Annotated in this window: 2 protein-coding genes and 2 pseudogenes; all 4 read right to left on the bottom strand. The window is 70.8% G+C overall.

The window, feature by feature from the left end; all coding sequences use genetic code 11:
- Positions 1–240: 240 nt before the first annotated feature.
- Positions 241–2685 (bottom strand): annotated as a pseudogene (locus tag UK82_RS40080) (hypothetical protein); the annotation flags it as partial.
- A gap of 18336 nt (positions 2686–21021) precedes the next feature.
- Positions 21022–22491, bottom strand: a pseudogene (locus UK82_RS40070) (hypothetical protein); the annotation flags it as partial.
- Between the two features lie 103 nt (positions 22492–22594).
- On the bottom strand, positions 22595–22924 hold the full coding sequence (locus tag UK82_RS25285) for a hypothetical protein (RefSeq protein ID WP_236706420.1): 330 nt from the start codon (positions 22922–22924) through the stop codon (positions 22595–22597).
- Between the two features lie 8 nt (positions 22925–22932).
- On the bottom strand, positions 22933–23376 hold the full coding sequence (locus tag UK82_RS25280; protein ID WP_044888453.1) for a YbaB/EbfC family nucleoid-associated protein: 444 nt from the start codon (positions 23374–23376) through the stop codon (positions 22933–22935).
- Positions 23377–24906 lie beyond the last annotated feature (1530 nt).

Genomic DNA, 24906 nt, shown 5'->3' with positions numbered 1-24906 from the left:
CCACGCCGGTGCGTCCGGCGNCCACAACCGGCCCAGCGGATCGGTCACCAGGGGAACCGGCCGATCGGCAGGCGCGTGCAGGACGTCCCAGACCCCCCGGGCCCCCCGGGCCCGCCCGCGACGTTGGGCGACCCTCGCATGCAGGCCCGCGGCGATCAGAACGTCGTTGTCGAGAGCCGGCGCGAACACGAACGCACCGGCGGCGGCACCGACCTGCCGCCACGCCTCCTGGCGCAGGGNGATCAGCCAGTCCGGGTCGCTGCCGTAGGTGTCGAGCGGCTCGGCGACGACGAGCGGCTGGCGACCCGGATTCCAACCGTGACGCTCGAAAAACTCCACCATCTCGACGGGTGATCGAGCGTAGAACGTCCCGTCCCGGCGGCCAATCATGAATTCGGGCTCGCCGGCAGCGTTGCGCCGGACACGGAAGTTCCGCACATCGTAAAGGTCATCCCTGTTGGGAGACTCGCGGACGTTTTCCGGCGACGAGTCGGAACCCTGCTGGATCAGCCCGGTGCTGGTGCGGACGACCGCGTCATCCCGGCGCGGCCGTGCCACCCCGTCGACCGACTCCCACCTGCTGGCACCCTGATCCGCCAACGGCCCGATCACCCGCCACGGCGTCGGCCGCCCCTGCCCATCCACCGATCGCGGCCCCGCACCGTCGAAGGCCCCATGGCTGGACGCGTCCAGCACCAGCACCTCCAGGCCGGTACTGGCCGCGAAACGCTCCACCATCCGCTCCGACCGGCCGGGCCCACCCGCGGTCCACAACCGCAAAGCCCTGAAATGCCGGACGTCCCCGAGCGCCCGCTGCAGGAACTCCGCAAACGTGGGACCCGCGACCCCGTCCCCGGGATCATCCTCGAAATCATCACGGAAACGCACCCGGGTACCATCGGGCCGGGTCATCCCGACGCCTCCCTCATGCGAGGGAAGAACCACATCGAGGACCCCGGTGTTCGCCCGGTTCAACGCCTGCAGCAAAGGAAGCTGATCGAGATAATCCGCCAACGTCACCGACGCAAGGATACCATTCCATTCCATCGGGCTTTCAATCTCGGCCAGCGCCAGAGAGCCATCCTCCGCCACAGACAGCCATGAGGGAACTCTCAGCGATTCCCCCGGAATGTGGCGCGCCCGCACCTCCCGCCAGGCACGCCCCGAGCGACCAGGTTGCGCTGTCAGACGTCCCTCCACCACCCGCTGCGAAGCACCCTGCTCAGGCAGCCAGAACTCCGTCGGCAGCAGGAACCACCTCGCCGGATTCCGGGAGAAAGCCCGCAGCTGGTTGACCAGCCGACTAAACTCCGGATCCTCGTCAAAGTCGGAGTCGGAATCCGTGTCATTCTGATCGGCCGCCGTGGCCGCCGGCCCACTCGGCGCCCACACCTGAACCGGCCCACCCCGCCAACCCGCCGCCGCCAGCATCGCCCGCAACACCTCCAACGTCACCGGCACCACCTCACCACCCGCCCGCGACGCCACTCCCAGCTCACCGTCCTCCGTCCGCGGCAGGAACACCGACGTCACATGCGGCTGGCCCACCAACCCCTCCGCCAGCCCCGCCATCCCCTCCCCCACCACCAGCCCACGCCCCGAATCAACCCGAACAGCGAGATCCTCAACATTCACCGGCGCCAGCGAACCAGCATCCGAGTCAGCAGAATCGGATTCCCCGGCATCGGACTCGTACACGGACAAATCGGCAACCGGAGACACCGGCCCAGGCACCCCGTCACCATCCACAGGCAGGCTTTCCTCGCCATGTGTGGAATCGGCGGCCGAATCGTCGAACAGACGCGGCGACTCCAGCGGCGGAGAAGCCAACAGCCCCGGCAGATCACTCTCGTCGAACGGAAGCGCCGGATCGGACGACGACGTTTCTGACGACTCCGGGGCGGGCGACTCCGGGGAGGAGAAGCCGAAGGCCCGCGGTGCTGCCGGCGTCGCCACCGCCGGTGGGACAGCGTCGACCACGGGCAGCACGGCCTCCGGCTGAGCGGACTCCACCGGCTCCGGAGCGGACTCCACCGGCTCCGGAGCGGACTCCACCGACGACGAGGTGGACCCCACCTGCAACACCGCAGGCTCTGGGAGCAGCGCCGCAGGCTCCAGAGGCGTCGCCGCAGGCTCCAGAGGCGTCATCTCCACTGGTGGCGAGACCGGCTCGACCGGCCGCGGGACAGGCGCCACCATCGGCGGAGCGGACTGCTGGCCGAGACGCAGCGTGGAGGCGTACGTGATCGCGTCGGCCGATTCCGGCCCCTCCGGCGCCGGCGCCGGGATGGCCGGTGGGCGGAGGGCCGGCGGGCGGACCGTCGGGTCCTCGGCCAGCCAGATCGACACCCGACGACGCTCCCACGCCTCCCATGAAGCAGCCGACCCGTCGACCTGCATCGGCCCGGACGTCGGACCGGCACCTCGCGTATGCGTCTCGTGCCCAACCGCGCCGGGCGGCAGACCGACCGCTGCCAGCCGCCGGGCCAGCACCGGCGCCAGCACCTGCCAGGCCGACAGCGCACGATACTGCCCGGAGCGCGCCGCACGGCCAAAAGCAAGCGGCCGACCACTGCCCCCACCCTCCACATGCACCACCAGGCCCGGCCCCCCCACCCGAGCCCGCCGCACCGCCTCCCCCACAATCTGCTCGGCAAGCTGATCAAGGTCGGCGTGCTGCTCCACCGACAGATCCGCAGGCCCAAAGACCCGCAACCCGTCGGGAGGGTCCAGCTCCAGCCCGATGGCCCGCCACGGGTCGACCGGCTCCCCGGGCGAATCGGTGGGACCGGCCCCAAGAAGCCGCCCGACCGGGCCGCCGTGAAGAACCGCAGCCACGTCGGGGGCCAGCGTTCTCGTCAGCCGCCGCCTGTTCTGCGGCTGCGACCGCAACCGTCGATACACCGCCAGAATCTCGTCAGGGCGTTCCCGATACACCGAGTCGACCGGCAGCCTCCCCCGCACCCACCGCAGGAGATCCTCTTCCTCGCTCGGCCCTCCCGCACCGAACGGGCCTCCCGCACCGCGCGGCAACGGATGACCGGCGGAAGCCGGCGCCGCGCCCGGGACGGTCACCATGGCCTGGTAATGATCCACGCCGTTGTAGTGCACATACACGCTGGCCCGCGGGGCCCCCGCCGACGAGGGATGGAAATGGTATGTCCCCACCTCGCCGGCATCCCCGGTCGTCACGGTCACCACGTCCAGGTCGGTGGCCAGCGCGACAATCTCCGGAACCCGGTCGAAGAACGGCGTCCGCCGCCAGGCGGCAGGATCACGGATCGCACGGGCAACCAGATCACTCACCCCCAAACCGGCGAGCCGTTCCCGCTGACCCACGCTCGCCAGAGCCGGCGACAGCCGCAGCAGACGGTTCCACTGCGCACCGGTCGGATCGGCGGCCACCTTCCGTTCCAACTGGCGCAGGAGGTAGGACGCCTCCCCGCGGCCCCAACGCGCCGCGGACCCTCCCACCACGAACCGCAGNCCACCCAGGCCCAGGCCACGGGCCAACTCCCGGACCATCGACGCCGGGCCACCCCCCAGCTCCGGCCGGTCGAGGGCACGGCGCAGTTCCTCCCCCGCCGGCCCGGTGAACAGCTCATGCACTCCGCTGGTCAGTTCCTCCACCGTCATGCGGGCCACCGGGGAATCCGGCACCTGATCCCGGGCTCCGACGATCACCGAGGTGAAGTAACACACGCCGTCCCCGGGAACCCGAAGAACCTGGAAATCGCCGCCATCGACCCGCACGGTGCCGAGCACCGGACCCGCGGTCGGAACCAGCCGCCCGGCCGGAGAGTCACGCGGAACCGCGGGGCCCGGTGGCTGCCCCGTGCCGGTGGGTCGGCTCGCCTCCGACGGGTCGGCGGAGGTACTGGGCGGCTCCAACGAGGAGTAGGGCGGAGGGTTCCACACCCGATTCCGCAGAATCCGCCAGGCCCCCAGCACGGCGTCCCGAACGGCCTCCTCCGACACGGACGGATTCGTGTCCTCCATCGGCGGAACCGTCGAACCCAGCCCCAGCGGCTCCACCGCGTGATAGCGATTCAGCGCCGTGTCCCAGTCGGGATGCTCGTACACCCGCACCGCCTCCGTCGGCGCCTCCCCCGCCCCGCCGGACCGAGCGGACACCCACTCCACCCCGACACCCAACAGGTCGGGAACCACATCCCGACCGAACACCGCCAGCAGCCCGCCGTCATACGGCCCATCCCCCCGCAAGGCCGCCGCCGCCATCTCCCCTGCCGACGGCACCCGCCCCAAACCTCGCGCCGCGTCCCACACCGCCGCCGCCACCACGGCCCGGCGGCGTTCCCGCGGCGATTCGGATGGCAGACCCGCCACCCGATCCCACATCGGGTGATCCGGCCCCGCGGACAACGCCTCCCCGACGACCTCGCGGGGCTGTGCGCCGTCCCGCTCCTGCCCGGCAACCAGCCGCTCCACCTCGTCGTCGGACAGCAGATCAACGAGGGCGGCGGTCGCCGGGCCGGTACCGAACCCACGACCGCCAGCAGCCAGCGCATCCGCCAGGACCACGCCGAGCTCGGCCCTGACCATCCGGGCCACCGGCCCCGGCGCCGACCGGAGCAACACATACAGGTCCGCCAGATCAGTCCCCGGCCGCTGCGAGGCCACACTCTGCAGAACGGCCGTGAGCAGACCCTCCTCGTCATGCGGGACAGCACGCGGCACCGGCACCACCCGTCCATGCCCGGCCGACCCCAACCGCAGGACGAGCCCCGGTCCCGGATACGGCGGCGTCTCGCGGACCAGCTCGGTCCTCACCTCGGGCGGCACGGTCTTCAGCTGGGTGTGTACCTCGCTCAGAAAGCGGCTCCGCCGGGCCTCGTAGCCGGCCTGGCGGGGTTCACCGAGAGCATCCTCGGGGGGGATCGTGAAGATTCTGACGGGAAGGTCACGCGCGGGGCCACCGGCCACGATGAGCTGAATGTGCCGGGCGAGGCGGCGTGGCGTCGTCGACTCGAACTCGTTCTCGATGCGCACGGCCGCCCGACCATCGGGCGTGGTGGCGACGACGACGGGCAGGAATCCCTGCTGCACGGCCTGATCCACCGGGGCGACCAGCGCGGCGTCGAGATATTCCGGCCCGGCGAGATCCAGCGCGGCATGGGGGCCGACGGCGCCCGTCTCACCCGAAGGGGGAGGTGGGGCCTCGTGCCAGACACCGGCCTCGCTGTAGTCCGGCTCCCGCTGATGGGTCGCGTACACGGGTGTACCGAGCTCGGCCCGCAGCGACGCCGCATACCCCACGTTCCCGAGCCTGGGCGCCAGCGACCCTGGGTCCTGCTCCAGGAACCCGACGCCCAGATGGACCGGCCCGGCGAAGTCTCGCGGCGCATGAGCCAACACGATCGCGGCCAACTGGTCAGGCGGAATCCGCACCCCGCCCAACGAGGGATGCTGGCCGTACACCGCATCCAGATCGCCGTCGGCCACCACCACGAACCCACCGGGACGCCGCACCGGTCTGTTCGGCGCCGACGGCGCCTCGGACGGCGGCGCGGGCGCAGCGTCGGGCTCGTCGGACAGGCTGATCCCGGGCGGCAGCCGATCGTCGGACAGCCGACCGGACAGATCGACTCCGAAGATCCCCTGATCGTCGACCAACGGCACCGCCAGGAGATCCGCGATCGACGCCCCCGCCAGGTACCACTCCGACGTCTCCGACCCCGACAGCTCGAAACCGTGATCGAGCGGAACAAGCGCACCCGTCAGACTGTCCCGGACGTGCTCCAGCCGCGCCACGGCGGAGGCGGTCCCGGCCGGCGCGACGACGGGAACCCAGCTCGGCGCGAGAACATCCCCCAGATCGGAGACATAGGCGGCGTCATGGCCGACATACACCGGCTCGCCGCCGAGCAGCGCCGATATCTCCGCGGCCAGCGCCTCGAGCGGACCCTCGTTCTGCACGCTGCGGGTGGCGACCAGCCGGATCGGGGATCTCCGGGGGGACTGGCCTGAACTCCCGAAGGCCCCGTTCAGAGCATCGACCACCGCCTGGGCCGTGAGCGGCACCGGCCGGTCGGCGCGCCACGACGGCTCGCCCGTCGACAGCGTGTTCACGACCACCAGCGGCAGAGCGCCGGCGACCGGCGGCATGGCGAGCAGCGAGCTGTGCCATTCCTCCAGGGCCCGCCGGACCCCTTCCTGATCGCTGCCGGTACCGAGCAGCAGGGCGCCGCTCTCGTACGCCTGGATGTTCCTGTCGTTGTCGGCAACGAGCCGACCGTCGGCGTTCAGTGACAGGTAGCCCGGGGGCCGCTCCGCCTCGCCGGGCGAAGCCACGAGCTCCAGCCTCGCGACCGGATCGACGCCCCGGCGGGCCCGGAAGATCGGCATGGCGAACGCGGCCGCGAGAAGCTCGGTGTCCCGGGCGAAGGCCTGGAATTCGGCTTCGTCCGCCGGCAACTCCGTCCACAGCACCACCGTCCCGAACGGATCGCGTCGCTCGGCCTGCGCGGCGGCGGCAACCGTGTCCGCCCCCACCTCCGCCAGGGGACGCACACTTCCGTCGCCGAACGTCACACCAATACGCCCATCCGGCAGGAGGGGAAGATCAAGCGAGAACGAGCCCGACGGAAAGCCGGCATCAGGCTCCTGGTACCGCGTCCCGTTCAGTGCGACGAGGTCCTCGGTGGGCGCCGCCAGGCCGTTGCTGTCCATCGACAACCAGGCCGGGGCATCCGGCGCCCCCAGCCGACCCGCCGGGTCGGTCACCAGGGCAGCCGGCCGGTCGGCCGGTTCGTGCAGGATCTCCCATCGATGGGGCGGCATGACGCTCCATCGGCGACCCATGAGGATGACGGAATCGAAGCCCGCGGCGAACACGGTCGCGTCCGCCGCGAGGCCGACCTGCCGCCAGGCCTCCCGGTGCAGGTCGGCCTCAGCTGGTTCCGCGTCCTCATAGATGACGGCGAGAGGCCGATCTCGCTGCCACCCCCGGTCCTCGAGGTAGGCGGGCATCTCCGACGGCGCCAGGGTGGTGGACCTTCCGTCCAGCCGTCTGATCACGAACTGGGGCTCTCCGGCATCGTCTCGCTCGACCTCGAATCCCGACACCTCGTAGACATCATCCCGGGCCGCAAGCTCCGCGGCGTCACGGACCGTGGACAGGTAGTCATATAGGTTGGTCGCGATCAATCCGGTGGCCGTGCGAACCACCGCGTCCTCGGAGCGAAGCCACGCCCCGCCATCCGCGGTGTCCCACTTGCTCGCGTCCTGCTCAGCCAGCGGTCCGAGCACCTGCCACGGCGTCCGCTGCCCCGCGGCGTCCACCGCCCGCGGGCCGCCGCCCGCATCGTCGAACTCGCCGTGGCTGCTCCCGTCGAGCACCAGCATCTCCACGCCCTCGGCGGCGGCGAACCGGTGCAGCATCTGCTGCGACCGACCCGGCCCCCCGGCGACCCACAGGCGCAGGTCCACGTAGTGCATGGCGTGGTTCGACCAGCCGTTGTCCTGGAGAAACGACACGAAGGAGGGATGCTCGCCCCCCGCCGGCGGCGCATCCTCGAAGTCCTCCCGGAAGCGGAGCCGGTGGCCATCGGGCATCGTCAGGCCGATGCCGCCCTCGTGCGCCGGCAGCACCAACTCGAAGGGCCCGGCTTCGGCGGCCGCCAACGCGCGCAGGAAGTCAATCTCAGCGAGATATTCCGGCAGCGTCAGGGACGCCATCCCGTTGTTCCAGAGCACCGGGCCGCCGATCTCGCCCGGCACCAGGGAGCCGTCCTGCGCGGGGGACAGCCATACCGGCGGCCTCAACAGATTGCGGCCGTCCGCCTCCTCGGGTCGCAGGGCGGCGCTCCACCCGTGCCCCGTCCGGTCGTCGCGGGCGACCAGTCGGCCGTCCACCACCTGCGGGTCGACGCCCAGCACCGGCAGCCAGAACTCGGTCCGCAGATGCGTCGAGAAAGCCTGCAGCTGCCCGCGCAACGTGTCGTGTTCGGCCTTCTCGTCGCCCTGATCGGCCCAGCCCCCCGCCGCTTCCCTCGGCGCCCACACCTGAACCGGACCGCCCCGCCAACCCGCCACCGCCAGCAGGTCCTCCAGCAGTTCCGGCCCCAGCCGCTCCACGCCGCCATCCCGCCAGCGGATGCCCAGCGCGCCGTCGTCCATCCGCGGTAGGACAATCGTTGTCACATGCGGCTGGCCCCGCAACTCGTCCGCAAACCTGTTCATTCCACCCGCGACGACCAGTCCACGTTCCGCATCGACCCGGACGTCGAAGTCGTCCAACCATTCGGCGGGTACCGGCTCATCGCGTTCGCGGGAGTCGGAGTCGGAGTCGTCAGAATGGTCCGAATACTCAGAGCGGGAGTCCGACGAGTCCGAACCGGCCATGACGGCGTCGGCATCGTCCACCGCGAACCGATAGGCGTCCGGGCCGGCCAGCAGCCCGGAACCCGTGCCACCCACCGGCTCGGATTCCCCGGCATCGGACTCGTACACGGATGAGCCGGCAATCGGGGATGCCGGTGCGGCCGCCTCCACGCCGACCCCGGGCGAACTTTCCTCGCCGCGCGCGGAATCGGCGGCCGAATCGTCGAACAGACGCGGCGGCTCAAGCGGCGGAGAAGCCGGCGGTGCCACCGACGTCGCCACCGCCGGTGGGACGGACTCGACCTTCAACCCCGCAGCCTCCGAAGGCGACGCCGCAGGCTCTGGGAGCAGCGCCGCAGGCTCTGGCGCCGGGATGACCGGCGGGCGGACCGTCGGGTCCTCGTCCAGCCAGATCGCCACCCGACGTTGGTCCTCCGCCTCACCTCGGGCAGCGGCCTCGTCGGCCTGCATCGGCGATGACGTGACTCCGGCACCTCGCGTATGCGTCTCGTGGGCGACCGCAGCGGCCGGCAGACCGACCGCTGCCAGCCGCCGGGCCAGCACCGGCGCCAGCACCTGCCAGGCCGACAGCGCACGATACTGCCCGGAGCGCGCCGCACGGCCAAAAGCAAGCGGCCGACCACTGCCCCCACCCTCCACATGCACCACCAGGCCCGGCCCCCCCACCCGAGCCCGCCGCACCGCCTCCCCCACAATCTGCTCGGCAAGCTGATCAAGGTCGGCGTGCTGCTCCACCGACAGATCCGCAGGCCCAAAGACCCGCAACCCGTCGGGAGGGTCCAGCTCCAGCCCGATGGCCCGCCACGGGTCGACCGGCTCCCCCGGCGAATCGGTGAGACCGGCCCCGCCGAAAAGCCCGCCGATCCGGCCACCGTGAAGAACCACAACCACACCGTCGACCAGCGTGCTCGTCAGCCGCCGCCTGTTCTGCGGCAGCGCCCGAAGCTCCCGGTACGCCGCCAGAATCTCCCCATCGTCAGGCTCCTGACGCGCCGACCCGACCGGCCACCTCGCCCGCACCGACTGCAGGAGCTCCCGTTCCTCATCCACCGCACGAGACGGCGCGGGGGATCGGGTCGACGGTGCCTCGAGTCCAGAACCCTGCTCGACAGCCGGCTCGCTCACGGCAACCGGCGCAGCGACGGTGATCGCGTCGACATCCACAGCCCGCCGGGGACTCCCTTCGGCCGGGACAGCGGACGGATCGAGTGGCTCAGGCGCCGACGGAGTCGCACCGCCGTCCCTCGGCTGCTCGGAGATCGCCAACTGATCGTCCTGGGCGACGCCAGACGAGGGCGGCTGCCGCGACTGGGGATCCTGCGGCGGGAGGCCCTCCTCCGTAAGGTCCTCCTCCGGGACCTCCAGGACCGAGGGGAGACCGACGGGCGGTGAAGGACTCAACGACGAGGTCCGCTGGAGAACAGCAGGTGCGACGGCCGGCGGAGAGCCCAACGACGAGGTCTGCCGGGAAACAGCAGGTGCGACGGCCGGCGGAGAGCCCGACGACGAGGTCTGCGGGGCAACCTCGGGCGCGACGGCCGGCGGAGGTCGCAACGACGATGTCCGTCGGGGAACGACCGGTTGCTTGCCGCGCGTGAAGGACCCCGGCCGGCCCGGCTCCTGCGAACGGCCGCCGGCCGGCGCACCGGAGGCCGGCGTACCGGAGGCCGGCGGCATCGGGGAGACGGATTCCGGTCCGCGCGGCAGCGGCGGCGGTGCGGGCGCGACGGCCGGCGGAGGTCGCAACGACGATGTCCGTCGGGGAACGACCGGTTGCTTGCCGCGCGTGAAGGACCCCGGCCGGCCCGGCTCCTGCGAACGGCCGCCGGCCGGCGCACCGGAGGCCGGCGGCGTCGGGGAATCGGGCGGCAGTGCTGCGGGGGCCGGGAGCTCCGGGGACGCCGTCTGCACCGGTGGCGAGACCGGCTCGACCGGCCGCGGGACAGGCGCCACCAGCGGCGGGGCGGGCTGCTGACCGGGACGCGGCGTGGGGGCAGGCGTGCTCGCGTCGGCCGATTCCGGCGCCGGCGCCGAGGTGGCCAGTGGGCCGATGACCGGCGGGCGGACCGTCGGGTCCTCGGCCAGCCAGATCGACACCCGACGACGCTCCCGACGTTGCTCCCGCGTCTGCCCTGAAGCGGCTGCCTCGTCGGCCTGCATCGGCGCGGACGTGGGACCGGCACCTCGCGTGTGCGTCTCGTGCCCGACCGCCGCGGCCGGCAGGCCGACCGCCTGCAGCCGCTGCGCCAGCACCGGCGCCAGCACCTGCCAGGCGGACAGCGCACGATAACCCCCAGACCGCACCGCACGGCCAACAACAACCGCTTGACCGCTACCCCCACCCTCCAGGTGCACGACCAGGCCCGGCTCCCCCGCCCGAGCCCGTCGCGCCGCCTCCCGCGCAATCTCGTCGGCGAGTTGATCAATATGGTTGCGCTGGAACACTCGCAGATCCGCAGGTCCAAAAACCCGCATGCCCTCCGGGATATCCAGCTCCAGCCCGATGGCCCGCCACGACTCCCCCGGCTCCTCTGCGGGAGGCGCCGTCGGCGCCGGGACGCGGGGCTCCGGAAGGTCCATGTCCCGCGGCCCGTACCACTGGACGGAAACGCCGTCGTCCCCGGGAAGGTCGAAGGTGGTGACCGTGCCCGGATCAAAGTCGATCGACAGTTCCTCGACCGGGAAGCCCAGCTCCACCGGCACGACGCCGGTGACGACGCGGGTGGTGTTGCCATGGGTGAGGGTGATCGAGATTTCGACGAATCCCTCGTAGTTCGCCGTGGGGCTCAGGAACTTGCCGTTGCCCAGCACCCGCCCGGCCGAGCCGGCGACGTCGGTGTTCCTCGTCCGGTAGGTCGGACCCGCGACGAGGTCGAGGCTCACGTCCGCCCCCGGAGCGGCGGCAACGAAGCCGACCTGGGGTTGCAGGCCGCCGGCCGTCCAGTACTGCCCTCGTCGCGACACCGCGGTGGTGGTCTCGTTGACCGGATTGAGCTCGGCGGCCTCGTCGGTTCGCAGGTGACGGAGGTGCAGGATCCGGGCGGTGGCCGAGACGGAGGTCGATCTGGAGATCACGTTGTTCAGCAGCCGCGGAACGGTGACGGGCTCGCCGCGGGTCATCCCCGTCAGCGAGGCGGTCAGGTTCGGGTTGCTGAACGCCGCCCGGACGGCGGGACCGACCTTCTGCCACGTCCGCTTTCCGAACAACTCCCGGCCCGCGAGGTCGAGAGCCTGATGCAGGCCGGCGGTCTCGGGCAGGCTTCGCACGACGTCGGTGTCCCGCAGACCACGGTCGGCCTGATCGCTCCAGATCCGCGCCGGCGGAACCGGAGTCGCGGCCGGTGGGATCGGGGCGGCTGGTTTGGCCGGTTCGGCCGGTTGCGGACGGTCCGGAGCCGGCCGCGCCTCGGCCTCCGCCTGCTCCGTCAGGACACGCAGCCGCGCGTGGGCATCGGGAATCCCGACTCTGGGCTTGTCGTACCAGGGATTGCGCTCCATGCGGAAGTGGAGCAGGACCCGGCCGTCGAAAACCGCGCCCGGCTTCTTCGTCTTCGTCGTCATCGCCGCGCGCGACGTGATCGACTGGGTCATGATGTCGTCCTTGCCCGCCTGGGCAATCACGTTTCCGCCGAATCGGCCCTTGAACGGCGACTTTCCGAAGGGGTCCGTGGTGTAGAAGATCTGCGTCGTGGTGGTGACGCTGTGGGAGATGCCGTAGGCGGTGACCCCGTCCGTCGTCGCGGTGGCGCTGCTCTGTTCGGTGCCGGTGTTGAACTCGGTCTGGTCGGTGTTGCCCACGTGCGGCAGATCCGCCGGCAGGGACGCGGTGATCAGGACGCGGCCGCCGGGCACCGCGACCTCGATCGGGTCGCCCGCGGTCATGGACCGGAAGTCGTACTGCAGACGGACCAGGGGCACTTCTTTCTTGATCCTGTCTTTGACCGCGTTCCACCGGTGCCCGAACACCCGGCGGCCCTCCTTGTTGACGTCGCGGTGGCGCAGGATGTCGTCCATGCCCCGCAGGCGATCGCCGGCAGTGGCGGGCAGGCCGCGCAGGTCCTGCACGATGTCGGAGGATCCGAGGCGGCGCGTCTGCCGGATCCGCGGCGGCGGGGCGAAGGCGGTGGCGGGGGTCCGGTCGACCGGCGGCTGGCCGGCCGTCCCGGTCCGGGTGTCACGCATCGGAAAGATGACCGAGGCGTCGGGAATGGTGACCGTCCGCGGCCCCCGGCGCAGCGGGAAGCCCAGGCGACGCAGGTCGTAGCTCACGACGAAGCGGACGGGTCCCTTGAAATGCGCCCCTGTTTCCACCGTCTTGCCCTTGGCAACGGTACGTCCGCCGCCGAAACCGGCGTGTGAGGTCGCCTTGTCCCGGTTGTAGGCGGCGGTGGCGTTGATATTCAGATGGGGGCCGTCGAGTTTCACCTTCTCCGGGAACAGCACGACGTCCCGATTGCGGGAGTCGATGTTGCCGCCGAGGGAATGCGACGTCTCGGTCCCGCTCTCCATCTCGATGCCGGGCACGGGCTCGTGGTAGGCCAGGTTGCCGATCTCGGCCCGCACGGCCACCTTGCCCCAGACGAGAAAGCCCCTGACCTTGGTCGTCACCTCCTCCCCACCGGAGAGTTCCGACAGTCTCGCCCGCAGCGGGTCGCCCTCGTAACGTCGGTTCAGCCGCCGCTCGTTTCGCCGCCAGCGGAATCCGAGCAGCGGCTGCAGGTCGCGGGTCACCGCCCGCATGACGACCCGGTCGTCGGCACCCATGCTCAGCGCGATGTCGCTCGGACTGATCCGGCGCTCGTCCGTCACCCTGGCGGGCGCGTGGACACTCTCGCTCGACGCGGACGGCTTGCCGACGATGTAGCCGCTGGGCTGCACCGGGGAGGGTGCCGGGTCGCTGTCGGTCCGCGTCGTCGGCTTGGCGTCCAGCTCCGCCTGATGGGCGGTCAGCTCCGCCGGGTGGGTATTCGCGGTGATCCTGGTCGCCGGGAGGATGGAGTCCGGGAAGCGGAATCCCTCCCCTTCGGGAATCGTGATCTCGGACTGCACCGTCGCCGGGGTCGACACATGATTCTTGGCGAGGGCGCCGAAGGTGAAGGTGAACTCGACGTCGCTGTCGAAGATCCCGACCCGGGTGGGGAACTTCGCACCGGCGACGATCTTTCCGGAGCTGAGCAGGCGCCAGCCGGTCCGGCGCCGGAACTCCTTGCCCCCCAGACCCTGCAGTGCGACCTCCCCACCGGCGAAGGTCGGGACACCGCCGAGCACCGCGGTCGTCTGCTGGCTCCACCAGTTCAGCCGCCGCCGGGAGAACTGCGCGCTCGTCTCGTCCTGCGGGGACAGTTCGGTCCCCGTTATCCGCCGGAAGGTGGTCGACGTGACCTTCGCCCGTGCCTGGATGAACGCCCTCGGCGGCACGTCCCGCTGGTTGAGCTCCGGGCCGTCGAGGACGGCTCCCCGTGTCATCGAGGCCAGGTAGGCCGCGAGCCGATCCCGGTTGAACCAGGTCAGGACCTCCTGGCGGATCCCGTTCCAGGTGCGCTCACCGAAGAAGGCCAGACCCTGCTGATCGAGCGCGGCCCGGATACGCTCCATGTGATAAAGGTCGCGGACGGTGTCCGTGTCCCGCAGCCCCGTTCCCGGACCGTTGCTCCAGATCCGTGCCGGCGGCACCAGTACGTCGCGAGGCGCGACCGGCGGGGGCGTGTCGTCGTCGGCCGACGTCGTCGAGCCCGCCGCCCCTGGGGTTGTCGGCGCCGGCGCGGTCAGATCGGTCAGCGCGATCGGCGCGGTCAGCGGGGTCAGCGGGGTCGGCGCGGTCGGCGCGGTCGGATCCGTTGCGGCCCGTCTCGGCGCGGTCGGCGCGGTCGGCGCGGTCGGCGCGGTCGGCGCGGTCGGATCCGTTGCGGCCCGTCTCGGCCGGGTCGGGTGGGGGGCGGGCGTCGTCGGCATGGCCACCCAGTGGTCCGGCTTGTCCACCCGCTGCGCCTCGTCCGTCTCGATCACCGTGGTGATGCCGAGTTCCGCCGTCGGCTGGGCCGTCCGCACCGAGCCGACGGCCGGCTTGTTGCGCAGGTGGAAGGTCAGTCTGATGCGGCCGTCGAACTTCTGCCCGTTGGGGTTCTTGGTCTTGTTCGCCACGCCTGACTTCGTCAGTGAGTCCCTCAGCACGACCGTGTCCCGGCCTATCTGCCCGGTTCCGGTGCCGGTGATGTCGAAGGCGGTCTTCGCCGTGCCGAGAAACTGGCCGCCCGCGGGGAGCTGCAGAGCGTCGGAGGTGATGCGCTGGTCGGAGGTGAAGCGGTAGGTCTCGGTGCCGGAGTTGAACTCCGTCTGGGCCGTCGCCCGCACATGGTTGAGCGCGACCAGCTCCGCGGAGATCTCGAGCGTCTCGTCGACCGACTCCAGTCTCACCGCCAGCGGATCACCGGACATCATTCCCTTCAGGTGCTGGTGGATGCGGTCCAGGTCGACCTCGGCGAGGATCTCCTGCTTCACCCGCGGCCACATCGAGCCGTAGACGGTGGCGCCCGACAGATCGAGGTCGTCGAGGACCCCCTCGATGCCGCGGGTGTCCCGCATGTACCGCATCCCTTTCAGCATCAGCGGGTGCACGTCCAGCACGACGTCCGTGGACCCGAGGCGGTGATCCCGCTGCACCCGTTGCGGAGCCGTGTAGTGGGTCTCGGGCAGCCGAGGACTGCCGTCGGCGTCGGGGCTGTCGGCGCTCGGCGTCGCAATCCGCGTGCCGATCGCGAACACCTGGCGTTTCGGGGCGATACTCTTCCCGACCTTCAGGCGACGGAGATCGATGGTGACGCCGAGATCAGTCGTACCGTCGTAAAGCGTGGCAGGCTCGACCACCTTGGATTTCGCGACCGTCCGCCCGCTGCTCGTCTCGTTGGTCCCGTGACTGGAGTCCCAGTACCGGCCGAGGACGCCGGTCCATTGGAACTTCGGCGTCGTGGCCCGCACCGGAAGATTGACGTTGGTTCTCCACCGCGACTCATGAAGATCACCTCCGGTGCCCTGCGACTCCGAGCCACTCTCGAACTCGAACTTCTGCACCTCACGGACGGGCGAGAAGTCCCGGACCAGGGCATCGAGGGTGATGGTGCCCGTCCATCCCCGCTGGTTGATCGTGAGCCGACGCCGATCACCGCGGGACATCCCGGCGATCCGCGCCTTGATCACCGAGGCCTGGACGAAGTTCCGCACATCCGGCTCGATCTCCGCCCAGGCCCCACCCAGGGGCTCCTTCAGCTGCTGCTCGATCCACCGGTAGGCATCGTTCTCCCCCGGATACAGCCCGATCACCGTGTCCGAGGCACTCAGCCGGCCATGCCGGGAGATTCTCGCGGGCGGCGGGAAGGTGGAACCGCCCGGCCGGCCGCTGGTCTTCTCCAGCCAGCGCTTCGGCTCGAACTTCGACGACGGCGACGACGGGCCGGCCTTCTTCCCTCCGGCGGCATCCGATGCCGGCGTCGGCGAGGTCGGGCTCGGAACGTCCGGTCCGTTGCCCTCCCCGAGCTTGCCCGGCGTCGCAGGAGCCGTCGGCGTGCGCGCTGTCGAGGGAGTTGTCGGGCCGGTGACGCCCGGGCGCACGATCGGCTCCAGCCCGAGGTAGTGGTTATGGCTCCGTAGCAGGTAGACGGTGGGGCGGCCGACGGCCGCCTCGTTGAGCCCGAGCTCTTCCTGCCCCGCCTGCAACACGCGAATGTCCAGGTCGGCGACACGGGCGATCGCGCCCGGCACCTCCTCGCCGATCGGGGTGTTCCACAGATCGCGGTCCTCGATGGCCGACGCCAGCAGGTCGGTGAACGTGGGCAGCCGGCCGTCTCGCAGGAGCGCGGCCCGGACATAGGGGACGACGGGCGCCATGGGCCGGGGAAGCCAGGGCTGAATCAGCCGGAACCGAGTGGCGGGGCTCTCCCTCAACCAGTCTCCGAGGTCCGCGCGCAGGGCGCGTAGATGAGGGTCGGTCAAGGCGAACCCCGTGGGATCGGGCGCGGGCTGGCGGCCGACCTCCTGTTCGACGAGCTCGATGGAAAGGTCGCGCACCCGGTCCCACGCCTGCGCCCGGTCCTCTCCGGCAGCGGCCCGCCGGTCGGCCAGCAGATTCCTGGCCGCCCGGTGCTGCTCCTCCCGAGACCAGACATCGATCTGCCTCTGGGTCGGGGTAATGCTCCTCCCGGCATCCTGCAGAATGGCGACGACGGCATTGTCCGTAAGATCGCCGAGCAGTAGCGGCACGATCTCCCGGACGGCGTCCGGATGGGTCTCACCGCGGCGGGCGGCCTGGCGCACCTCCTCCCGGTACCGCCGGGCCAGCTCGGAACGGAAATTCCTGATCGGAACGGAACTCGACAGGCCTGCGGGGGCCCGCGACGTCGACGCCGTGGCGCCGGGCTGAATCTGCTGCTGGGCGCTCAGCCTGAGCGCCCAGGGGAAACAGTCCCCGACTTTCCCGGGGACGTTGCGTACCCGGAACGACCGGCCGTCGGGCAGCCTGACCACATTACCGGACCGGCGCACCGTGTTCGCGTCCGCAGACCGAGCCGTCACCGGCGTCACCGATGGCTGCGGGGTCGTCAACGGCGGGGTCGGGGAAGGCCGCGGGGTGGTCGTCTGACCCCCGGCCGGATGGTCGGGGCCCGACGGAAGAGCTTCGGCTTGAGGGGCGGCCATTCCTCGGGGCGGGACCTGAAGGCCGGGCTGCCCTCCGTGCGCGTCCACCTGGCGCGGCGGCTCTTCCAGCGGTCGATTCCCGGGCTCGAAGGCGGAGTCTCTGACGGCGACGCCGTCGGCGATATTCCCTACACCACTGGCATTACCAGCGACACCGGCATTACTGGTATTACCGGCGGTGCGGGCATTGTTGATCCGGGTGTCCTGGGTGTCCTGGGGGCCCTGGGGGCCCTGGCTGTCCTGGGTGTTCCGGGTGCCGCGGATGTCGGGGGCCGTCGGCTCGACCGATGCCAGACTGCCATCCAGTGAGGCCATCGTGTGCTCGGCCGACTGGTCACCGTCCGGATCCAGCGCGGGAAGGTCCAGGGTCAGCGGGCGGCCCGGCGCCGGCCGCGACGGCATCGGCGGAACCGGCGGAGTCGAAACCGGCGGTTCGAGAGGAGTGCCGAGGCCCAGATCCGCCGCGTTACCCGGGGCGCCGCCGAGCAGCCGTCCGAGCGGCTCGCCTCGCAGCAGTGCAGCCACATCGCCGGCGAGCACCTTCGTCGCCTTGCCCTGGTTCGCCGTCTCGGCGCGCAGGCCACGGTAGACCCGCAGGATCTCGCCGACGCCGATCTCCCGATTCGCAGGACGGGCTTGCAGATCCAGACGCACCCAATCCAACAGATCAGGCTCCTCGCTCCCCGGTATCGGAGTTGGGTCGACCGCCGACGGCGCGGCCGACGACTGGACAGGGTCCGCGGTCGTCGTGGCCGCATCCACCACGGGAAGGATCGGATCATCGGTCGGCGGAATGGCACCGGGTTGCGGCGGCGGATCAACCCGCACCGCGGAACCGGCCGGCGCAGCCTGGTCGACGAGCAGAGCTGGATCCCCGGGAGCCACAGGGTCGACCGGCGGAGCGGGATCGACGTGTGCGGCTGGATCTCCGAGCGCCGCGGGGTCGACAGGCGCCGCGGGATCGTAGGCCGGCGGCGGGACGGGGTCCGCCGGCACCGGGGCTGCGGGGGGCAGAGCCGCGGGGGCAGGGTCGGCGTGTTTGAGAAGTTCGAATCCGACCGGGAAACCGAAATGCGCCGACATCAGATCAGCCACGTTCGACATCCACCGCGTCAGATCAGCCGTCGAAGGATTACCCCGCACCTTCTTACTCATATACCGGCCCGACTTGTCGTTGATCACCCAACGACCATCAGACCCCCGACTCAGCTCACCACTCACCCGAGCCGGCACCGTCACCGTCCGACCCGACACCGGATCAAAACCCACCACGATCGTCGGATGCCCATGCATCATCAGATCGCTCTCCAACTGATCCCGCGTCAACCCCGGATTATGCGGAGACATCCAGGCAAACAACTCATCCAACTCCGCCGCCGAAACAATCGACGTCACCGACTCACTACCCACAAAAACCTGACCGTCCACACCCACCGCGAACTGCCACAACGCCCCCGCCGGACTCGCCTCCAAATGCTTGGGCGAGAAATCCTCCAACCTGCTCCACAACGGGTTGACCCGAAGCCGACCATCCTTGTCAAGCTCCCAGTCCTTCACGCCCTTCGGCTCCACCGCAGGAGCAAACTCATGATCCAAATTGCCAACCGGCCGCACATCACCACCCACCAGCGGAGCGGAATCCGCGGGCGGAGCGGGATCGACCGGTGCCGGCACCCCGGCGGGTGGTGGGGCAGATTCCACGGTCGGGGGGGATTGCCCGTCAGCCTGAGGCTCCGGGCCACGCGGCGCCACCGCGGGAATCACTGCGGGGGTCGCGGCGGTGCTCTCGGTCAGCCATCCCACTATCTGACGGTGCTGCTGGCTCACATCCGCGGGCGGATTCGACCGACCTCCGCCGGAGCCGAGCCTTGGGGCCGGAGGCGCGGCGCCCGCCGGCTGAGCACCTCGAGTGTGCGTCTGGTAGGTGACCGCGTTGGGCTGTAGGCCCATCTGCACCAGACGGGTGGCCACAACGGGCGCGAGCACTCGCCAGGCCGAGTCGGCGCGAAGCTGTCCGCTTCTGACCGCGCGTCTGTAGCCGACGGTTCTGCCGTTGCCCCCGCCTTCCAGGTGGACGGTGAGCGGTGGAAGCCCGTCGCGAGCCCGCCGCGCGGCGTCGGCGACAATCTGTTCAGCGAAGCGGTTCAGACTCTGTCGTTGATTCGCGCTCAGGTCGGTATTGGTGAACGAGCGGACGCCTTCCGGGACGTCCAGCTCCAGGCGGACGCCGCGCCACTGGTCGGCCTGCTGGGACGCTCCCGCAGTAGTGATATCGGGCGGATCGGCCCACGTTGCGGGATTCGGTTCGGCAGCGTAACCCGGGGCCCCCCCGCGCAGCCGTCCGATCTCCTCGCCTCGCAGGAGCGAGGCCACATCGACGGCGAGGTCCTTCGTCACCCTCCACCGGTTCGCCATCTGGGACCGCAGATCACGGTAGACCCGCAGGATCTCGCTGTCACCGATCTCCCGACCCGCCGGACGGTGCCGTAGATCAATGCGCACCCAGTCCAGGAGATCATGCTCGGCACCCACCGGGCGCAGCGGCTCGAGTTCCGTCTGTTGCCCCGGAATGGCTTCCTGCCCCGCCGGCACCGGAAGGATCTCGTCGACCATCCCGGGATAGGTGGCGGGCAGGTCCGCGGCTGGAGTCGGGGCCAACGGCGGCGCATCGTCCGTGGCCGGTGGCAGCGGGCTCATCGGAGCGGCGGACGACGGCGGCGAGTCGGACCCGGGAGCCGGGGTGACCGCGGGTTCGTCCGGCGCCGCGGAATCCGGAAGCTCGCCGGCCGAGCCGGCGGCGCCCGGATCGGGCAATTCCGGGTGATCTTCTGGAGAGTCGCTGGCAGGCGGAGGCGTGGGGGCCGGTGTCGCCGGCGCGCCCGGGGAGGCGCCATCGGGGAAGGAGGTCTGCTCCGGGGGAAGGGGATGCCGGATTTCCGGCGACGGGGCCGGAACCGTGCGCGATCCGCCGGGCGTGTCCGAACCCACGACGGGCGGCCCCGAGGCAGCCGGAGGCGTCGGCACCGCGGGCGGCCGCCCACCCACCGGCGGAACCGGCGACGTCGGAGGCGACAACGCAGCAGGCGACAACGCAGCAGCCGGCGGGCCCTGCGGCACCAGCGGCGCCGGAGCGGGTGCGGGTGCGGGTGCGGGGATGTTGCTGGGCGCGGGATCGAGCTGGGATACAGCCCAGCTCCCGAGCGCCGACTCCGACGGTCCCGCGCCACCGACCGACGGCGGAACCGGCCCAGGCCGCATGAGCGTCAATGCCTCGCCGGTGCTCCGGTCACGCAGGTCGGGAGGTGTCGTGGACCCCACGCGCGGGTCGGGCGCCACCACGTCGAGGTCCGAGTCCGCGGACGCCTGGTGGCTCGGCAGCAGGGCGGGTGTCCGCGGAGGCGTGGCGCCCTCGGCGGGGATCAGGGGCGAGGTGGCCGAGAGCGGACCGGCCGGCGCCGGCGTCGGCCGCGGCGGGATCTCATCGACCGACACCAGCGGTTCGACGTGCTGCGGGCTATCGATCGGCGCGATGACGGCATCGTGACCACGACCGAGACCGACCGCGGGCTGGGGAGCGGGGACATTCAGACCTGGACCGGAGAATTCGACCTGTCCCGTGGGGGCAGTCGACACGAGCGGGTCAGTCGACACCAGCGGACTGGTCGACGCGGGGACGGGGGGCGCGGGGACGGGGGGCGCGGGGACGGGGGGCGCGGGCGCTTCGGACCTGATCGCCGAGGGAGCATCGGACAGCGGCCCGGCGAACCTGTCCGGGGTGTCCGCGGTCCAGCCGTCCGGCCGATGGATGTCCAGGGGCTGGCTGTTCAGAGGCCGGCTGTTCCGGGGTTGGCTGTCCAGAGGCTGGCTGTTCCGGGGTTGGCTGTCCGGCACCCGGTCGTCGGACAGGTGGAGGTCGGGCACCGGCGACGGAGCGACAAAATGGTCGTCGAACTCTGCCAGGCCGTCGANCCCCGCCGCATCCAGATCCGGCAGGTGCGGTTTCAGGTTCGGCCCGTGCAGCTCGGGCCCGACCAGGTCGGAGATCGACGTCAGGTCCAGGTCGCTCAGGTCGGTGTTGGTGGAGCCGTCCGAGGCCTGGCTGAAAAGAGAGTCCGAGTCCGAATGGTCTGACAGGCTCGACGAGTCCGACAGGTCTGGCAAGACTGGCAGGTCCGGCAGGTCTGGCAGGTCTGGCAGGTGCGACACGCTCGACAGGTCCGACACGCTCGACAGGTCTGAATCGGAATCCGAGAACGGGTCCAGGTCGACGTTGTGCAGGCTCGGCGTGTGCTCCGGGGGACCGTCGAGCGGACCGGCGGGGGGCAGATGCGAGTCCGCCCCGTCGGCCGGTCCGGTCATGCCGGCAGACGGACCGCCCTTGTCATGGCCGACGCCGGGGCCGTCATCGCTGCCGTCGTCGTCGGACCCGTCGGCCGGGTTCAGGTTGGGACCCGAGTCCGCCGGTCCGGGGCCGCCGTTGTTGAGATTCAGCTTGTTCAGAAGCGCGGCGATTTCCGGATTGATGTGGGCTCCCTTGCCCCCGCCACGCACCCCCTTACCGAACAGGTGGGCCGCATGCTCCGTGCTGCCCTCGACGGCGCCGGAGATCAGGTCGTCGATGACGGAGGAGAGTCCCCACTGACCATCCACCACGCCGCTGGCGAAGATCCCGCCGCCGGTTTCCGTCAATCCGGAGACAAGAGTCGCGACGGCCAGTCCGGCGAGCGGGTTCTTGAGGCCGTTCGTGAGGCCCGCGTTTTTCAGCCACTGGTCCAGCTTGCCCATCCCGGACTTCATGCCGGGCAGCGAGAGGATGGAGAAGGCGGCGGCGGCGAATCCGTACTCGACCATATGCCCGATCTCGCCGCCGTCCAGGCCGCTCCGCTTGCCGGCCAGGATCTGCCACGCCTGGGCCACGATCGACGAGCCGGGCATGAACAGCATCTGCATCGCGCCGATCTCGCCGACCGTCTTGGCCGATTCCTTGGACAGGACGCGCTGGATGATCGTCCGGGTCTGGATGATGCGGGCTTCCGCATCTGCCTCGTCCCCGAGCGCGGCCTCGATAGCCGCAATCGCGAGCTGGATCTGCATGAAGATGAACATGACGAAGCCCTGCTTGCGGCTGTAGTCCACCTGCAGTGCCTGGCTGCGTAGCAGCGTGGCCGCGGACTTCAGCAGCATGCCGGCCTGGAGCAGGAGCTTCGGGTCACTGATGACGAACGGCAGTGTCTGGGCGGTGAACCGCCGTCCGGCCTGACCGTGCACGGAGGTCTGGACCGCGCGGACGATCTTTGTCAACTCCGGTGACAACGTGTTGAGAACGACGTCGCCCAAGTGGTCCAGATCGTCGGCCAGGGCCCACATCTTCTTCGGATCGGCGCCGGGCAGGCGCATGCCGGTGAAGACATAGATGGCCTCGTCCATCGACTTGGACATCCGTTCACCTCCCCGACCCGGCGCCGATCAGGACAACGCCCGCGCAGGGCCGCCGCGCGCGGCGGCCTGTCCCGCTGGGCCCTCAGTGCTGTCAGCCGTGCTGTCAGCCGTGGTGGCCGCCCGGAGACTGCCAGTTGCCGGCCTGCTCGGTCGTCTCGCCCTCGGTGTTGTCACCGATCTGGCGTACGACGGACAGCCGGTCGCCCTGCAGTCCGATCGCCTCCCCGAGCGCCCCGTAGATCTTCCCGAAGGCGTCCATCAGCTGTTGGAACGTCTCCTGCGCGTAGAGCGACACCTCGTCCTTCGCGCCGTCGGCGAACTTGTTCCGGCCGAGGGTGTCGGCCAGCTCACCCCCCAGATCGGTCACGTGCTGGCGAAAGGCGCCGAGCGCCGGCACCTTCTGCGCGATCTCGTCGCCGTCGTGCCTGATCACGCCGTCACTCATCGCCACAGCCCGTTTCCCTCGGGCGGAGCCAGCTCACGACCGTCGTCGGGCATGTTCCGGGTGAACATCCGCAGGAGCTCGTCCACGAGGCTCTCCGCCGAGTCGACCTCGGCCAGGTTGCCCACGGGGGACGGCAGTTCCAGCATCAGCTCCTGCGCGCCGGCCAGGACCTGCCGACGGACCTCCTTGCGGGCCCGCTCGATCGTCTTCACCAGCAGATCGGCCAGTTCGGCCGGGGCGAGGTCCCGGTAGCCGTCGCCGCGGAAGGTGAGATCACGAATCTCGCCTCGCCCGCCCACGGTCACCGAGAGCAGCTTGTTCTTGTCGGTCGTCCGGTAGGTCGTCTCCTCGCCCCGCCGCCGGATCCGTTCCGTGACCTCCTCGGTGTGCGCCAGCTCGGCCATCGCGGCTTCCAACTGGTGCTCGTCGAACATCGCCATCACGTCTCCCCTTCCTGTCCCTTTCCTGTCGGGGTCATCGCGTCCTACCGGGGTCCTTGCGCGACCCATGTCCAGACACCGCGCGTGGCCCGCCCCGGGGGGGGCGCCTTCGCCGCCTCGAGGCGGGCCACGCTGGCTCAGCGGGTGCCGGGGAGGTCAACGCCCACGGCGGGTCCTGCGATCCGGCGTGGGCGGCACCAGCACCGGGCTGGCGGGACGGTCGGGCTCGCCGTCGGCGGGGCCGTCGCCGCGGCCGACGACGGCCGGCGCACATTCGGGTTCCGTGCCCCACACGTCCTCGTCCTCCGTGAGCCACGTGTTGCGCTGACGTTCCTTGGGCTGCTGGCCCTGGCCGCCGCCACCGAGTCCGCCCATTCCGCCCATCGGCATGAACGGCATCCCGCCGGACATGGCCGAACCGTTGGCACCCCCCGAGCCGTTCAGTCCGCTGGTGCCGTCCCGGCCGAGGATGGAGCTGTCGCCCGTCACGAGCGGCTGCGAACCCGGCAGCGTGACGCCCGCCGTCCCGAAGCCGCCGCCGGCTCCGGGAAGGGCCCGGGCCATCGGCTGCCCGATGTTCCCGACCTGCACTCCCGTGCCGGCGGCGAGGGCGTGCGGATCGGGGGTACTCACGTCCAGCCCGTCGACGGGGGTGGGGAAAAACGTTCTCGGCGTCTGTTGACCAGTCAGATCGGACGGGTTGAGCAGGCCGTTGTCGCTGGACCCGATGCCGCCGACGGAGCCCGGGTTGAGCGACAGATCGCTCATGCCGGCCCCGGTCGTGGCCTGGGGGCTGAGCAGACCCGCCTGACGCAACGTGTCCAACTCGCCCGGGGTCACCGGCACCGAGTCCAGCAGTCCGTGTTGCTGCAGGTCGGCGAGCTGGGCCGGACTGAGGTCCCCGAGTGAATGGAGGCCGGTCGCGTTGGGGCCGAGCAGTCCGTCCTGACGTAGCTGGTTGAGCTGCGCGTCGGTGACGGGCACGTTGTCGAGCGCCCCGGAGGAGCCGAGCTCGGCCAGTTGCGCCGGGCTGAGATCGCCCAGGGTGTGCGGCGTGCCGTTGGTCGCTCCGAGCAGGCCGGCGTCACCCAGCGTCTGCAGATTCTGCGAGGTGAGCGGAACGTCGTTCAGCAGGCCGTCTCGCTGCAGTTCCTGGAGCTGCTCGGGGCTGAGGTCGCCGAGGGTGTGGGCGCCGGGAGCGCCGAGACCCGCCCGCTCCAGCGCCGCCGACTGCTCCGGGGTCAACGGCACGCCGTCGAGCTGCCCGGCCTGCTGAAGTGTGCTGNGCTGCTGGGGGCTGAGGTCGCCCAGCGTCTGCGGTCCGGAGGCGTTGAGACCGCCAAGGTTCTGGCCGTCGCCCAGGCCGTTCAGCCCGCCACCGGTGACGCTGTTCGGGCCGTTCGGGTTGTTCAGCCCGGCGAGGGCACCGGGCCCGCCGACCACGCCGGACAGGTCTCCCCCCGGCCCGTTCAGGCCGTTACCCAGGTTGTCGTTCAGGCCATTCAGCCCGCCACCCAGATCGTTCAGACC

Source organism: Frankia sp. ACN1ag (genome assembly GCF_001414035.1).
Classification (GTDB): domain Bacteria; phylum Actinomycetota; class Actinomycetes; order Frankiales; family Frankiaceae; genus Frankia; species Frankia torreyi.
The sequence above is the reverse complement of the archived record's forward strand: the minus strand, read 5'-3'. Positions and strand labels throughout refer to the sequence as shown.

Coding starts and splice junctions, on each gene's coding strand:
- UK82_RS25280 (WP_044888453.1), bottom strand. CDS start 23,376: ATGGCGATGTTCGACGAGCACCAGTTGGAAGCCGCGATGGCCGAGCTG.